13 protein-coding genes are annotated in these 14,309 nt (G+C 65.1%); 11 read left to right on the top strand and 2 right to left on the bottom strand.

Annotated elements, in window-relative coordinates:
• The first annotated feature begins 324 nt into the window (after positions 1 to 324).
• From BMI01S_RS18315 to BMI01S_RS18275, 9 genes are all read left to right on the top strand, one after another.
• Positions 325 to 1,494, top strand: a complete 1,170-nt coding sequence (locus BMI01S_RS18315) for a porin (protein WP_028212270.1) — start codon at positions 325 to 327, stop codon at positions 1,492 to 1,494.
• Positions 1,495 to 1,859: 365 nt separating this feature from the next.
• Positions 1,860 to 2,288 carry a glycine zipper family protein gene (locus BMI01S_RS18310; protein ID WP_238327846.1) on the top strand — a complete coding sequence of 143 codons (429 nt, stop codon included), beginning with the start codon at positions 1,860 to 1,862 and terminating at the stop codon, positions 2,286 to 2,288.
• A gap of 177 nt (positions 2,289 to 2,465) precedes the next feature.
• Entirely contained in the window at positions 2,466 to 3,044 is a 579-nt protein-coding gene (locus tag BMI01S_RS18305) for a BPSL1445 family SYLF domain-containing lipoprotein (RefSeq protein WP_028212268.1), read from the top strand.
• Positions 3,045 to 3,060: 16 nt separating this feature from the next.
• Positions 3,061 to 3,651 (top strand): copper-binding protein, encoded by a 591-nt coding sequence (locus tag BMI01S_RS18300; protein ID WP_028231137.1) that lies wholly within the window; start codon positions 3,061 to 3,063, stop codon positions 3,649 to 3,651.
• 94 nt (positions 3,652 to 3,745) lie between these two features.
• Complete coding sequence (locus tag BMI01S_RS18295; protein ID WP_028212266.1) at positions 3,746 to 4,123, top strand: response regulator transcription factor; 378 nt, start codon at positions 3,746 to 3,748, stop codon at positions 4,121 to 4,123.
• Between the two features lie 85 nt (positions 4,124 to 4,208).
• Positions 4,209 to 5,552: a paraquat-inducible protein A gene (locus BMI01S_RS18290; RefSeq protein ID WP_028231136.1), complete on the top strand. Its 1,344-nt coding sequence runs from the start codon at positions 4,209 to 4,211 to the stop codon at positions 5,550 to 5,552.
• Complete coding sequence (locus BMI01S_RS18285) at positions 5,536 to 7,152, top strand: PqiB family protein (protein WP_028231135.1); 1,617 nt, start codon at positions 5,536 to 5,538, stop codon at positions 7,150 to 7,152. The genes BMI01S_RS18290 and BMI01S_RS18285 overlap by 17 nt, the downstream gene beginning before the upstream one ends.
• A complete protein-coding gene (locus BMI01S_RS18280) occupies positions 7,149 to 7,808 on the top strand; it encodes a PqiC family protein (protein ID WP_238327840.1) in 660 nt (219 codons plus the stop codon). The genes BMI01S_RS18285 and BMI01S_RS18280 overlap by 4 nt, the downstream gene beginning before the upstream one ends.
• A 19-nt stretch (positions 7,809 to 7,827) precedes the next feature.
• Entirely contained in the window at positions 7,828 to 8,661 is an 834-nt protein-coding gene (locus BMI01S_RS18275) for a hypothetical protein (protein WP_154671263.1), read from the top strand.
• Between the two features lie 29 nt (positions 8,662 to 8,690).
• Here BMI01S_RS18275 and BMI01S_RS18270 read toward each other — a convergent pair whose 3' ends face one another.
• Both BMI01S_RS18270 and BMI01S_RS18265 read right to left on the bottom strand, forming a co-directional pair.
• On the bottom strand, positions 8,691 to 9,617 hold the full coding sequence (locus BMI01S_RS18270; RefSeq protein ID WP_028212261.1) for a DUF2950 domain-containing protein: 927 nt from the start codon (positions 9,615 to 9,617) through the stop codon (positions 8,691 to 8,693).
• 12 nt (positions 9,618 to 9,629) lie between these two features.
• The gene (locus BMI01S_RS18265; RefSeq protein WP_052408434.1) at positions 9,630 to 11,165 is read right to left on the bottom strand and encodes a DUF3300 domain-containing protein; all 1,536 of its coding nucleotides are present in this window, start codon (positions 11,163 to 11,165) and stop codon (positions 9,630 to 9,632) included.
• Between the two features lie 1,223 nt (positions 11,166 to 12,388).
• Between BMI01S_RS18265 and BMI01S_RS18255 the strand changes: the two genes are divergently transcribed.
• Together BMI01S_RS18255 and BMI01S_RS18250 are read left to right on the top strand one after the other, a co-directional pair.
• Complete coding sequence (locus BMI01S_RS18255; protein ID WP_051381427.1) at positions 12,389 to 13,612, top strand: ATP-binding protein; 1,224 nt, start codon at positions 12,389 to 12,391, stop codon at positions 13,610 to 13,612.
• The gene (locus BMI01S_RS18250) at positions 13,609 to 14,301 is read left to right on the top strand and encodes a response regulator transcription factor (RefSeq protein WP_063619599.1); all 693 of its coding nucleotides are present in this window, start codon (positions 13,609 to 13,611) and stop codon (positions 14,299 to 14,301) included. The genes BMI01S_RS18255 and BMI01S_RS18250 overlap by 4 nt, the downstream gene beginning before the upstream one ends.
• Positions 14,302 to 14,309: the final 8 nt, after the last annotated feature.

The raw sequence follows: 14,309 nt of genomic DNA, 5'->3' as shown, positions 1-14,309 counted from the left end.
TAGCGTTCCATGAGCCGTTTGCGGCGCGTGGCAATTTTCGCTTGATTGCCGGAGCGTGCCCAACGCCGGGTTTTCGTTCGCGAGGCGTTTGCAAACGTGCCTGGCTGCGAGCCGTTAATTAACCTGTCGCTCTTATCAACGGCGAATAAGGGATGATTGAAAACGGAATTGCGTGACAGCCGAACTTAACCCGCTGCAGTCTGCATAACAACGACGTTATTTGTATTACGCCGACAACGGAACCATTTTCACGCCGACGCATGTGAATAAACATGGGACTAACATAGGAATACCGATTACCCGGAGAGAGAAGGAGACGCAAAGATGAAGAAACATGTGCTCATGTTGCTTCCAGTTCCTCTTTCCCTGCTGGCGTCAGCCGTTCAAGCGCAAAGCAGCGTCACCCTGTATGGCGTGATCGACGAAGCCTTCCAGTTTGTCCACAACGCCAACGCCCAGGGCAACAACCTCTACAGGCTGCAGGGCGGCAACCTGCAAGGATCCCGCTGGGGTTTGAAGGGAACGGAAGATCTAGGCGGTGGGCTCAAAGCCATCTTCCAGCTGGAAAATGGGTTCGACGTCAATAACGGCACCCTGCAACAGGGCAGCCGCCTGTTCGGCCGTCAGGCGTTCGTAGGCTTGACGCATGAGCAGTACGGTACGTTGACGCTGGGTCGCCAGTACGATCCCGTCGTGGACATGGTGCAGCCACTCACGGCAGACAATTACTGGGGCAGCACCTTCACGACGCCCGGTGACGTCGACAACAACGACAACAGCTCTCGTACGAACAATGCCGTCAAATACCTTTCGCCGCAGTTCTACGGTTTCCAGGTCGAAGGCATGTACGCGTTCGGCGGCGTCGCGGGCGCGACGGGCTCGCAGCAGACATGGTCGGCGGCGGCAAGCTATGTGAATGGTCCGTTCAGCATCGCGGCCGGTTACGTGCGCATGCATAACGCCAACTCCACCCTGCCGCGCACCACGTGGACCAGCACTTCGGACGGAACGTTCGACGGCGGCTATCAGAACCTCGCCTACGAAACCGCCAAGTGGGTCGGAATCGGCTCCGTTGCCCTGCAATACGTGGCCGGTCCGTTCACCTTCGGCGGGCGGTATAGCAACGCACAGTACAAGGCCGACGCGCAGTCGCTCTTCCCATCCAACCAGCGCTACAACGTTGCCGCCGGCTTCGTGAACTATCAGCTCACCCCGGCTTCGCTGGTCGGCATCGGCTATACGTGGACACACAGCGCCGGCGACACTTCGGCAACCTACAACCAGGTTTCGCTGGGCGGCGACTACAACCTGTCCAAGCGTACCGACGTATACCTGGTCGGTGCGTGGCAACATGCCAACGGCACGCAGCGCGTCCCGGTCGCAGGCGGCGGTTCCGTGCTGACCACGGCTGTGGCTTCCGTGGCCGACTATGGGCTCAATGCAAGCTCGAGCTCGCAGATCATGGTCAGCCTCGGCATACGCCACAAGTTCTGATCCGCCGTCGCTACCCGCTGTTTCCCTCGCCGTATTCCCTCGCTGTTCTCCCTCGCTGTTTTCCCTCCCACGCCCGCCGCACCGTCCGGCCCTCCCGGCCAGGCGCCGGCGGGCGCGGTGCTGCGGATGACGGTAGGACCATGGTCCGATTGTGCTCGTCGCTGCCCGCACACATCATTGAACACAACGCCGCGCCGCCCGGTGCGGTGCTTGTCCTGCTTTCGGGCCTCGTGCTCTCGCTCGGGCCTGTCGTTTCCCAACTTCCCGTCGATTGCAGCAGGCGCAATCGACGCGCTCTCGCACGCGTGCAAGGAATTGATATGGATGCCTACATAAATCGCCGAGCGGGCGCACTGTGCGCCGCCATGCTGCTGTTCGCGAGCGCCGCGCAGGCCACGCCCATTGCCTATCCATCGAAGGGGCAGAGCGCGCAGCAACAGCAGTCGGACGAATCGGCCTGCTACTCATGGGCGAAGCAAAACACGGGCATCGACCCGCAGCAGGTCGCGACGCAGCCACCGCCGCCTTCGGGGCCGGCCGTGGGCGGTGGCGAGCGTGTCCAGGGTGCGGCGCGCGGCGCGGCTGGCGGCGCGGTGATCGGCGCGATCACGGGCGACGCGGGCAAGGGCGCCGCGGTCGGCGCGGCGGCCGGCACGATGGTGGGCGGCTCGCGCGCAAGGCAGAACCGGCGCGCCCAGCAGGCCAATTCCCAGGCACAGACGCAGGGTGCGATGGACACATTCAACCGCGCGTTTGCCGCCTGCATGCAAGGGCGCGGCTACACCGTCCAATAGCGTGCCGTGTGTATGCGAGGCGTAAGACCAAGGTCCGATTGTCCTGCTCGCTGCGTCTGAGACCATGTGGCACAACGGTGAGCAACGATGGGCGAGCAGCTTCTGATTCTCGCGTCACGTTCGATCCGCTTGCGTGAGTGCCGTGTCCGGGCTGTAAAAACTCAATGGAGGACGATAATGAAGCGACGGATTTTTGTGCTTACGACGGCGGCCGCGGCCGGTCTCGTCGTTGCGGGGTGCAGCACAACCACGAGCAGCGGACAAAGCGCTGAAACCGACGCGGCGAAACGCCAGGAGATCGATGCCGCCGTGGACGGCACGCTGTCGCGGCTGTTCTCGACCGTCGACGGCTCGCGTGAACTCGTCTCGAAGGCGCAAGGCGTGCTGGTGTTTCCATCGGTCGTGAAGGCGGCATTCATCGTCGGCGCGGCATATGGCCAGGGCGCGTTGCGCGTGGGCGGCAAGACCGCGGGCTATTTCAGCACGGCGGGCGGTTCGTTCGGCTTGCAGGCCGGCGCGCAGTCCACAGCCTTGATCTTTCTCTTCATGACCCAGGATTCGCTCGACAAGTTCCGCAATTCGGCGGGCTGGGCGGTGGGCGGCGACGTTGCGGTTTCGCTCGTGAAGGTCGGAGCGAATGGCGCGATCGACACGAGAACCGCAACGGCGCCTGTCGAGGCGATCGTGATGACCAATACGGGTCTCATGGCCGATGCCTCGGTAGCCGGCACCAAAGTGACGAAGCTCGATTTGTAAACAGCGGAGAAACGCGATGGCGTACCTCAAGTGGGTAGCAACAGCCGCCATGGTCGCCGCGGCGCAGCTTGCCGCGGCGCAGGGCCAGACGAGCGCCAATGTGACGCATGAGCCGGGGAAGGCGACCGCTTCTGCGATGCACAAGGTGACGGCCACCATCGAGAAGATCGATGCCGATACGCGCACTGTCACGCTCAAGCGTCATGACGGCAAGATGGTCGATGTGGAGCTCGGGGAGAAAGTCAGGAACTTCGATCAGCTAAAGGTTGGCGATGTCGTGACGATGACCTACAAGGAAGCGCTTACGCTCAGCCTGAAGAAGGGCGGCGGTGGCGCAGCCTCGATGCAGGAGACGCCGCAGGTCGAGCGCGCGGCCAGCGGTGCCAAGCCCGGCGGCATGGTCGGGCGCGAAGTGAAGGTGATGGCGGACGTGGTGGCCGTGGACAAGAAAACGCAGACGGTCACCTTGAAAGGACCTGAAGGTGGGACGATGGATCTGCGGGTCGAAGATCCCGCACAGTTGGCAAGCGTGCAGGTTGGCGATCAGGTCGAGGCGGTCTATACGGAAGCGTTCGCCGTATCCGTCAAGCCCGCACAGCACAAGTAGTCGCGCCTGGGCGCAGCCACGCGCGAGGAGCAGGCCGGTGCGCACGGCGGCGCCGGTCTGTCCGTCCTCATTGGTAAAACGGACGCAAGGTCATATGAACAACGCGACACGATCTGTGGCCGTCGTTGACGACGAGGAGTCGGTCGGGCGAGCGATCCAGCGCCTGTTGAAGTCGGTCGGCATCGACTCCGACGTATACACCAGCGGCGAGGCATTTCTCGAAGCGCTCGCAGCCTCGGCGCCTCACGCGCCATCGTGCGTGGTCCTCGATATCCAGATGCCGGGCATCAACGGTATCGAGGTGCAGCGGCGGCTGGGCGGCACGGGCATCAAGTGCATCGTGATCACGGCGCACGACGATACGCGCGTGCGAGAACAGGCGCAGGCGGCCGGCGCGGTCGCGTACCTGCGCAAGCCGTTCGACGATTCGGCGCTCATCGGCGCGGTGCATGCGGTGCTGGGCGTACCGTGACCACGCATGTGTACATGCCGTGCTCATGCAGCAACGCGCAGCGACAATGAGCCACCGCGCCATGACCGTAAAAGGAGGCCCCGCGATGAAGCGCGCCGAGCTTCTGGTTTGCCACGACTGCGATCTCATGCAGCAGGGCGTGCCTTGTCCGCCCCGTGGCACGCTGCGCTGCCTGCGCTGCGGCGCCGAACTGGCGCGCGATCATCCGGAAGGTCTCGCTCGCTCGCTCGCGCTCGCGCTGGGCGCGCTCCTGCTCTTCGTCATCTCGAACCTGTACCCGATCGTCGGCCTCGCGGTCAACGGCAATATCGTGCGCACGACGCTGTGGCATTCGGTCCGGATTCTCTATCTCGACGGCATGTGGCCGATCGCGGTGCTGGTGTTCATCACGACGATCTTCATGCCCGCCATGCAGATCGTTTGTCTGCTCGCGCTGCTCGTTCCGCTGGCCATGAACCGCGCGCCATGGCAGGCGCCGCTCCTGTTTCGCGCGATGTACGCCGCGCGGCCCTGGGGCATGACCGAGGTGCTGATTCTCGGGCTGCTGGTTGCACTCGTGAAGCTCTCGCATATCGCCACCGTCGTGGCCGGCGTCGCGCTGTGGTCGTTCGGCGCGTTGATGCTCGTGCTGGCGGGCGCGAGCGCGGCCTTCGACACGCGGCAGTTCTGGGCACGCGTGGCGGGCGCCGCGCTGCCGTCAGGCGCTGCGACAGCGCCAGGGACAAACGGCGCACATGGCGTCGCGCTCAACGGCGCACTCCGTTATGCGCCCGGCGCAAGCGGTGCGCGTGCCGGCGGCGCGCTCACGGGCGCCGCCTGCGGCATCGCGCGCTGCCACGCGTGCGGGCTGCTCGCGCGTATGCCGGGGGCCGCGCATGGGGTGGCGTGCCCGCGCTGCGGCAGCGCGCTGCATCTGCGCAAGGTCGCGAGCCTCTCGCGCACCTGGGCGTTTCTCGCAGCGGCGGTGGTGCTGTACGTGCCGGCGAACGTGCTGCCGGTCATGGATACGAGTTCGCTCTTCGGCACCCAGAAAGACACGATCATGAGCGGCGTGGTGTACCTGTGGACCTCGGGGTCCTGGCCGCTCGCGCTGCTCGTGTTCATCGCCAGCATTACCGTGCCCATGGTGAAGATCCTCGGGCTGTCGTACCTCGCATGGTCGACGCAGCGCGGCTGGAGATGGCTGCCCGAGCAGCGCACGCGCATCTACCGCTTGATCGAGCTGATCGGCCGGTGGTCGATGCTCGACATCTACGTCATCACGATGCTCGTCGCACTGGTGCAGTTCAAGGCGCTTGCCACCATCAAGGCGGGGCCCGCCGCGATCGCCTTCGGCGCCGTCGTGATCCTCACGATGTTCGCCGCGAACATGTTCGATCCGCGTCTCATCTGGGACGCCGTGGAGCGCAGTAATGGCGACGCCCGGTAACGACGGTCTGCCGCCGGATCTGCCCGAGGCGAAGCCGGTACAGGGATCGCGTTGGCGCATGCAGATCGTTTGGCTCGTGCCGATCGTCGCGGTGCTCATCGGCGGCTGGCTCGCCGCGAAGGCGATTCTCGAGGAAGGGCCGACCGTGACCATCAGCTTCAAGACCGGCGATGGCCTGGAGGCCGGCAAGACGAAGATCAAGTACAAGGATGTGGATATCGGCGTGGTGAAGTCGGTCACGCTCTCTCACGACCACAAGCGCGTGATCGCAACGGGCGAGCTCGTGAAAGACGCAACCAGCATGCTGGTCGACAACACGCGCTTCTGGGTCGTGCGTCCGCGCATTTCGGGCGGCACCGTCTCGGGCCTCGGCACGCTGCTCTCGGGCTCCTATGTCGGCATGGACGAGGGCAATTCGAGCAAGACGCGGCGCGACTTCGTCGGCCTCGAAGTACCACCCGTGTTTCCGAGCGACATACCGGGGCGCGAATTCGTATTGAGAAGCAATGACATGGGCTCGCTCGACGTCGGCTCGCCGGTGTTCTTCCGCCGCCTTCAGGTGGGGCAGATCTCGTCCTACGATCTGGACCCGAACGGCAAGGGTGTCACGCTGCACGTGTTCGTGAATGCGCCCTACGATCGTTTCGTGCGCAACGACACGCGGTTCTGGCATGCGAGCGGGCTCGACGTGTCGCTGAGCCCGGACGGGGTGCAGATCAACACGCAGTCGGTGGTGTCGATGCTGATCGGCGGTGTGGCGTTCGAAACGCCCGATAGCGACGATACAACCGAGGCCGAGGCCAATGCGAAGTTCCAGCTCTACCCAACCCATGCCGATTCACTGAAGACGCATGACCGCATCGTCGACACCTACGTCGTGAACTTCTACGATTCGGTGCGCGGGCTGACGATCGGCGCTCCCGTTGATTTTCGCGGCGTCGTCGTGGGCGAGGTGACGCGAATCTACACGCGTTTCGACCCGGTGAAGAAGCAGTTCAGTATTCCTGTCGAAATCAATCTGTATCCGGAGCGGTTCACATCGCGCTTCCAGCATGACAGAACGGCCGGACGTCTCAGCGAGCAGCCGCACGAGCTTGCCGATTTCCTCGTCGCCAATGGCTTCCGGTTCCAGCTGCGCTCGGGCAATCCGCTGACGGGGCAGCTCTACGTCGCCTTCGACATCTTCCCGGACGCGCCGAAGGCGAAAATCGACTGGACGAGAACGCCGGCCGAATTGCCCACGGTGCCGCGCACGCTACAGTCGCTGCAGGACTCGCTCACGCGGCTGCTGGCGAAGCTCAACGGCATCCCGTTCGAAGCGATCGGCACCAACGCGCAACGCACGCTGCAGAGCGCGAACGACGTGATGGCGAAGCTCGGCACCGACGTCGTGCCGCAGGCGCACGATACCCTCTCCGCGGCGCACTCGGCGCTCGACTCGGCCAACGATGCGTTGCAGCCCGACACGCAGTTGCAGCAGAACGCGAGCGACGCCATGCGCGAGCTGGCGCGCACGGCGGCTTCGGTGCGCATGCTCACGGACTATCTCGAGCGTCATCCTGAGGCCGTGGTTCAGGGCAAACCGGGAGGCAAGCAGTGAGCCGCATCGTGACCGTGCCGACCGTGCCAATCGCGCGCGCCGCTGCGGCGGCGTGGATCTGCATCATGGGGAGTCTTGCCGGATGTTCGTCGCCCTCGCCGACGTTCTACGCTTTGCGCGCCGACGATGGTGGCGCGACGGCCCCCGCTGCCTCGACTGCCGGCCCGGCGGGCGACGCGGCGCTCGCTGTCGTCGTCGGCCCGGTCACCGTGCCCGACATGGTCGACCGGCCGCAAATCGTGACGCGCAATCCCGACAACACGATCGAGATGAACGAGTTCGCCCGCTGGGCCACGCCGCTGAAACTGGATATCGGCCGCGTGATCGCCGCGGACCTCGCGTTGCGGCTGGACACGGCTCGCGTGTCGACGGTCGATCTCGGCATGAGCTCGCCGCCGGTATGGCGCGTGCGCGTGGATATCGTGCGCATCGACAGCGTGGCGGGCGACTCGGTGACGGTCGAGGCGCAATGGGTCGCGCGCCCCCCAGGTCACCGCGCGCCGGTCGTGGGGCACACGCTCGCGCACGCGCCCGTGACGAGCCGCGACTACGGTGCAATCGTGGATGCGCATGACCGCGCCCTTGCCATCATCAGCACGGATATTGCCGCCGCGATTCGCGCAGACCACACATCCGTTCGCAGTGCGACGGATTGATACACGGCCCGTTCATCCTATGAAGAGATCGGGGTCGCGGTGGGTGGTGCTCGCGCTGATCGCGGCGCTGGCATGGGCGGACCGCGATGCGCTCGCCAACGTGCCGCCGCCCGGGAACACGCCAGCGGGCCTTCTGGGTATTCTCGCCTTCGTTCTCGCGCCTGCTCCCGCCGGGCCGGGCATGCGCCATTTGCAGCTGGCGGGCGTGGAGCCGGACACGGTCAAGGCGCGCATTGTCGAGGCCTGGTTCGACCGGCTGCACGCCGACCCCGTCATTGCCTTCGCCATGCCCGGCGGCGCGGCGGGCCTCGAGGCGCGGCTGCGCGACGACGCGGCGCGCGATCGCCTGATCCGAAGCGGCATTGCCCGTTTGACGCCGCAAGAGCGGCTCGCTTACTTCACGTTGCTCGCGAAGTACATCGGACAGGCGGCGAGCGGCGATTGTCATGGGGTCGCGAGCGTGCAGGACATCGCGGATCGCATTTCGCCAGGGAGCATGAGCGATGCCGACGCGGTCCAATACTTCTCATTGCTTCACCTCATCGTGATCCGCTCCGTGCTCGGCGCGCCGCTGAGATTGCCCACGCCCATGCAGTACGAAGCCGCGCTGCGGCATCTCGACGAGGCGGTCAATGGCCAACTTGCGGGCGATGCGCAGGCGGTGGCGCGGCTCAAGCGTGTGACGGGCGGCGCCCCAGGCGCCACGATTGCCGACATCTGCTGGGCGAGCGCGCTGCTCATGCGTTCGACGGCCGCGATGGACGGGCCCGACCGCGACGCGCTGCTGCTCTACATGCTCGGTGACGGCGCGCCTGTGCAGAGGCAATCCCCGAACGCCGCGCCCGCGCCTTGAAGACAACGGCCGTGCGGCGGCGCATGGCATCAAGGCGACGACTTCGACCAGCCCGGGCCCGGATCGAACGACGTCATGGCTTCGGCCTTGGCCGCGCTGTCCGGGCCCAGATCGCGCTCGTACACCTGGCCGTCGTGGTTCACCATGAAGGTCTTGATGCCCGTGTCGCCGTAGCGCACCGGCCAGGCGACGACGCCGAAGCCGCCGAACAGCTTGTCGTGCACGAGGTAGTTATACGCGCCGCCCGGCGCGTGCGGTCCCTGCGAGGTCAGCAGCTTGTAATGGTAGCCATAGTAGCCGGCGCTTTCGGTGCTACGCTTGCCCGCGGTGAGAAATGCTACGCCTAGCGGGCTGGGCGCTTCGTCGGGGCCGGTCGGCCAGTACAGGCCGTCGTGCTTGCCGGGCGAACTCGCGAGCCTGCTCGCATAGACGAGCATCGTGTTGCCGTCGTGATATGTCTGCGCATATTCGTCCTGCGCGTCGTAGACCGCGAGCAGCGCTTGCATCACGGCCAGTTCGTTGCGGCCGATACGGCGCGCGCGCATTTCCTCGGCACCGGCGGCGGTGTCGAAATGCCAGCCTTGCGCACTCTTGACCAGCGGGATCGGCAAGGTCCAGCCGTCGTCGCCAACCGCGATGACCGCATGATTTGCATCGGTATCCTGAATGGTGTGCGAGACCTTCCATTCGCTCAGGAATTTCTCGCGCAATTCCGCACCGACCGGCGGCAAGAGATGGCGGAAGTCTGCGCCGAGCAGCGTCTTCAGTTCGGGCTCGTCGTTGCCGGCTACGGCGTCGCCGAACGCGGTCATCGCGGCGTCGGGCGATGCGAAGTACCTTTGTCCGGCGGCCGCGCAAAGCCGCGGCGTGAAGGCCGCAAGCACGGCGAGCGCGATGACGAGGGCCGCAGCCAGCGCTGCCGAGGCGACCGGACGGAGAAACATGTGTTTGTTCATGGCCGTTCTCCTCTAGCGCCTGCCGCCGCCGCGTCCGCCGCCGCCACCGGCGCGCATCCCGCCGCCGCCGCCGCTTGGACGATTGAATCCCGAAGACTGCATGCTCGAGCGCCCGCGGCTCGCGTCGCGCTGCGTGGCCGCGCCGCCGCCCACGCCCTGGAACGCGCTGTCGCGGCCGCCGCCGCCTCCGTATCCGCCACCGCCGCCGCCGCCACCGGCACCCGTGCTCACGCGATTGCTCACAGCGGCGTTATTGCCGGCCGCCGCGCGATTGCCGGTGCCCGCGTTGTTGCCGACGCTGGCGCGATTGCCGGTGCCTGCGTTGTTGCCGACGCTGGCGCGATTGCCGGTGCCCGCGTTGTTGCCGACGCTGGCGCGATTGCCGGTGCCTGCGTTGTTGCCGACGCTGGCGCGATTGCCGGTGCCCGCGTTGTTGCCCGCGTTGGCGCGATTGCCGTTGCCCGCGTTGTTGCCGACGTTGCCGCGATTGCCCGCACCCGCGTTATCGGCGAAGTTCGCGCGATTGCCTGCGTTAGCGTTGTTGCCCGCGCCGCCAAGCCCCTGGCGGTCTGAGCCGCCCGCGCGGTTGCCACTGCGATCGGCGACGTTGGCGCCTTGCTGGCCTTCGCGGCCACGGTAGTCACGGCGTGCGTCGGCGCCGCCCACGTTGTTGCCGTATTTTTGGCGCGTGGCGTTGTCGCGATAGGCAACGCCCTGCCGATGGCTCGCATCATGCTGCCATTTACCGCCCTGAACCTTCGTGCTGTCGAAGTTGCGATTGACGTTCCTCGCCTTGTTCACGTTGATGTTGACGTCGCCTCCGCCCCAGTTGCAGTTGCTGAAGATCGCGCCCGCGGCCGCGAGGCCGACGCCCCATGCGAAGCCCGTCATCAACGCGCCGCCGGGATAATAGGCCGGTGAGGGCGGCCAGGAGTACGGCGGGTAGGCGGGGTAGCTCCATGCGCCGTAGACGACCGTGGGGTTGTACGCGGGCACGTAGATCACCTCGGGGTTGGCGGGCTCGATCTTCACAATGGTCTGCCCCCCCTGCGCGGGCGGCTGTTCGACCACGACCTGCTGCTGCTCGTTGCTCTTCAGGTTGCCCGCATCCTGTGCGCGCGCACGCAAGCGTTGGACGGCGGCGAGCACGTCCTTTTCCTGGGCGAGGAACGCGTCGCCGAGTTTCTGTGTCCAGTCGAGCTTTTCGTTCATCGGTTCGAGCGCCTGCGGGAAGGCAACGAGGGATTTGACGCTCGTGTCCCACGGCTGGTCCTGGACTGCCTTCACGGCATCGTCGCCTTTGACCTTCGGATGTTCCTTCACCCAGCGCGCCGCCTGCACGATCTCCAGCGGGTAAGTGGAGGCCATGAGGACCTGGGCGAGCACGGAATCGGGGTACAGGGCAATGGGCGCGACGAGCGCCTCGAGTTCTTCGGGTTTGTACGGAGCGGGCTGCGGTGCGTCTTGTGCGCGCACCGCGCCTGCAAACAGCAACGCGAGCATCAGCAGGCAGACCGCGTACGTGCGTTGTTTGATCGAGGATGTCATGGCCGTACCTTCCATTCGTTTGCTCCAACCGGACTACGGGACGGATAGCGACAACGTGAAGGGGCGTGCGCGTGCGAGCGCGTTGCATCGTGAGCAGACCGCCGGGAGCCTTGGTGTCGTTTTCGAGGGCGCCCGGGCGGGATGGCCCAAGCCTATAGTCCGGTAAGCGCCTTTGTGCTGGCAATCGGACCAGAGTCCTATTGACACCGAATAGTGGGTGGAACGAATCTGTTCGCTCGTCGGCTCGGGGGCAGCGCGCCTCGTCGCGGCTGTGGCCGAGCGACGCTTCGGAGCGGGCACCGTCGATACCGGGAGGTCACAAATGAAGATGCGTATGACTGCGCCATGCGTGATCGCGCTCGTGTGTTGCGTGCCGCATTTCATGCCGGCGGTCTATGCGCAAACGGGAACGCCGGGCACTCAACAACTGCGCCACGTGCAGCGCAAAGCGGAGCAAAAAGCGCGCGCAAACCAGTCTCAGCAGACTGCGACACAACATCAGGCGGCGAGCGCCCCTGCAGCGGCAACAGCGGCTCCGGCTTCGGTACCCTGATCGACAATTGCGCAGAAATGAAATGACAGCGCCCATTATTGAATAATCGGCCTGATGAATGCACGGTTCGAAATAGTGGACGCTTCTATTTCGTAAAAAACATAATAGCTATTTCGCGCGATGAGGCTCGTTCATATCGGATGGATCATCCGGCCGACGCCGTGAGCCGAAACGGCTCGTTCAAACAGAACGTTCGCAAATATCGGATGACAATTGTCGGTCGCAATTCAGGCGCAATGCGCCTCGGCAAGCCGTCTGTCGCATTGCCGAACCCGGCGCGCGGAAAGAATTATCGAAAAGAATTGCAATGAGCGCTAGCATCCGGAATTTCTTTCATATAATTGACAGGCGGAGAGAGTTGGGAGTCGCCTTGTTGTACGATCATTGAATCCATTCATCCGTTTTCTTTAGTGACTGACTCATTCTCCGTTAGAGCAGGATCGTCCTTGATTCATTGAACTGCAGGCGCAGTCGGCAGGGGGGCGAAGCTGGTCCCGCACACGACCGGAATTCTGGTGCTCGTCAAACCCGCCACGTTCGGCATCGAAACGTGATCAACGTTTCTCAGGCTCGAACGGGGCAGTTGTCGGAGGAGACCGTGATCAGGGCGCATTTGGGGAACAAAAACACAGGTCTGAGCAGATCGAAAGCAGAACATGCAGTGGCCAGCATGTTCGCGTGGTTGGAAAAGGTAAGGCCGTACGCCTTCCCGAACGGGAAGGCGTTTGCACCGCCGCAACGCAGCCGTGCATCGTCACGCACCGCGCAGGACGTGGTGCGAAGTCTGCAAAGCGTGCTCGAAGTCGTGCCCACGGCGGCGCTCGTGATCGACGACGCGGGGCGCATCGTCTGGACAAACGGCCGCGCCACTCGTGTGCTCGGTTACACGCTGGGCGAGATGATGAGCATGCGTCTGGAAGAGGTGCTCGTGGCCTGGCGCAGCGACGAGCGCGCTTTCTCGTTCGCTGAACTGAATACGGCGCAAGGACTGACGCAAAGCGTCACGCGCGTCGCCGTGGCGCGTGCGAAGCATGGCGCGCAAATCGATGTGCATGTGACCGCTTCCGCGTCGCTGGCGGCGGGCGCAGCGGCGCGAATGGTGGTGGTCGTCGAGCCGGTTGACGATGCCGCGAGCGCGGCGCGCGCAAACGAGCCACGCCGCTTGCAACGCGAAAGGGCTTCCGAGATCGGCGACATGGCAGCGGCGCTCGCGCATGAAGTCGATCAGCCGCTCACGGCCATTCTCAGCAACGCCCAGGCGGCGCAGCGCTTTCTCGCGCAGAACCCGCCGGCCCTGAGCGACCTGCGTGAGCTGCTGGGCGAGGTGGTGGCGGACAGCACGCGCGCGCACGCGATCATCCGCAAGATGCGCCAGTCCGCGAAATGCGAGCCCGCCGAACGGGATGCCGTGGACGTAGGCAGCCTCGTGCGCGATGTCATTCGCCTTGTGCGGCGCGAAACGCAAAGCTGCGGCGCGGCGGTGGGGGCGCGCATCGAAGACGGGCTGCCGCAATTGCGCGGCGACGCGGTGCAGCTGCAGCAGGTGCTCGTCAATCTGCTGCTGAATGCGCTCGATGCCGTGCATGAATGCAGCGCCGACGAGCGCACGGTTTCCATCGCCGTCACCGCCACCGAGGATCGCGCGAAGGTGCACATTGCCCTGCGCGACGACGGCCCGGGTGTCGATGCCGGCCGGTTCGCCACACTGTTCAAGCCTTTCATGACCTCCAAGCCGCAAGGGCTGGGTCTGGGCCTGTCCATCAGCCGCACCATCGTCATGGCGCACGGCGGCCAGCTATGGGCCGAGCGCAACGCCGACCATGGCCTGACGTTCCATATCGAACTTCCCGCGGAGGGCGCGTCCATGCACACGGCTGCGCGTTTATCACCATGAATTCGTTCACTTCCACCGTGTTCGTCGTGGACGACGACGAACACGTGCGCAACGCGTTGTGCCGGTTGCTGAGGTCGGGTGGTTACACCGCCGAGGCCTATGGCAGCGCGAGCGCGTTCCTTGACGAGGCAGATCTGGCGAGCGCGCCTGCCTGTCTGCTGCTCGATCTTCAGCTGCCCGACCTGAGCGGTATCGAACTGCAGCGGCGGCTCGATGGCATCGTGCCGATCGTCTTCGTCTCCGCTCACGGCGACATGACGACGGCGGTGGAAGCGATGAAAGCCGGCGCGTCCGACTTTCTGACGAAGCCGATCGATGCGCGCGTGCTGTTCGACGCCACGTCGAAGGCGCTGGAGCGCGCGCGGCAGCTGTTCGAACAGCGCGAGCAGCGCGCGGAGATCCAGCGCCGCGTCGAAAAGCTGACGCCGCGCGAGCGCGAGGTCATGGCGCTCGTGGTGACGGGCCGGCCGAACAAGCTCGTGGCCGACGAACTGGGCGCCGCCGAGAAGACGATCAAGATTCACCGGGCGCGCGTCATGGAAAAGATGCAAGCGAACTCGCTTGCCGATCTCGTGCGGCTCATGACCACGTTCGACTTCGAGTTGCAGGAACTGCTGTCGCCGGAGCCGTCGCGAACGCGCGGCGCGCGAAGACACGCCGAGCCGCATTCGCTTCCTCATACCGGGTGACGGCTCGC

The sequence above is a fragment of the Paraburkholderia mimosarum LMG 23256 = NBRC 106338 genome, assembly GCF_000739815.1.
Classification (GTDB): Bacteria; Pseudomonadota; Gammaproteobacteria; order Burkholderiales; family Burkholderiaceae; genus Paraburkholderia; species Paraburkholderia mimosarum.
This window is presented reverse-complemented; position numbering and strand designations above follow the sequence as displayed.

Coding starts and splice junctions, on each gene's coding strand:
- BMI01S_RS18305 (WP_028212268.1), top strand. CDS start 2,466: ATGAAGCGACGGATTTTTGTGCTTACGACGGCGGCCGCGGCCGGTCTC.
- BMI01S_RS18265 (WP_052408434.1), bottom strand. CDS start 11,165: ATGACATCCTCGATCAAACAACGCACGTACGCGGTCTGCCTGCTGATG.
- BMI01S_RS18270 (WP_028212261.1), bottom strand. CDS start 9,617: ATGAACAAACACATGTTTCTCCGTCCGGTCGCCTCGGCAGCGCTGGCT.
- BMI01S_RS18295 (WP_028212266.1), top strand. CDS start 3,746: ATGAACAACGCGACACGATCTGTGGCCGTCGTTGACGACGAGGAGTCG.
- BMI01S_RS18285 (WP_028231135.1), top strand. CDS start 5,536: ATGGCGACGCCCGGTAACGACGGTCTGCCGCCGGATCTGCCCGAGGCG.
- BMI01S_RS18275 (WP_154671263.1), top strand. CDS start 7,828: ATGAAGAGATCGGGGTCGCGGTGGGTGGTGCTCGCGCTGATCGCGGCG.
- BMI01S_RS18315 (WP_028212270.1), top strand. CDS start 325: ATGAAGAAACATGTGCTCATGTTGCTTCCAGTTCCTCTTTCCCTGCTG.
- BMI01S_RS18300 (WP_028231137.1), top strand. CDS start 3,061: ATGGCGTACCTCAAGTGGGTAGCAACAGCCGCCATGGTCGCCGCGGCG.
- BMI01S_RS18255 (WP_051381427.1), top strand. CDS start 12,389: ATGTTCGCGTGGTTGGAAAAGGTAAGGCCGTACGCCTTCCCGAACGGG.
- BMI01S_RS18310 (WP_238327846.1), top strand. CDS start 1,860: ATGCTGCTGTTCGCGAGCGCCGCGCAGGCCACGCCCATTGCCTATCCA.
- BMI01S_RS18250 (WP_063619599.1), top strand. CDS start 13,609: ATGAATTCGTTCACTTCCACCGTGTTCGTCGTGGACGACGACGAACAC.
- BMI01S_RS18290 (WP_028231136.1), top strand. CDS start 4,209: ATGAAGCGCGCCGAGCTTCTGGTTTGCCACGACTGCGATCTCATGCAG.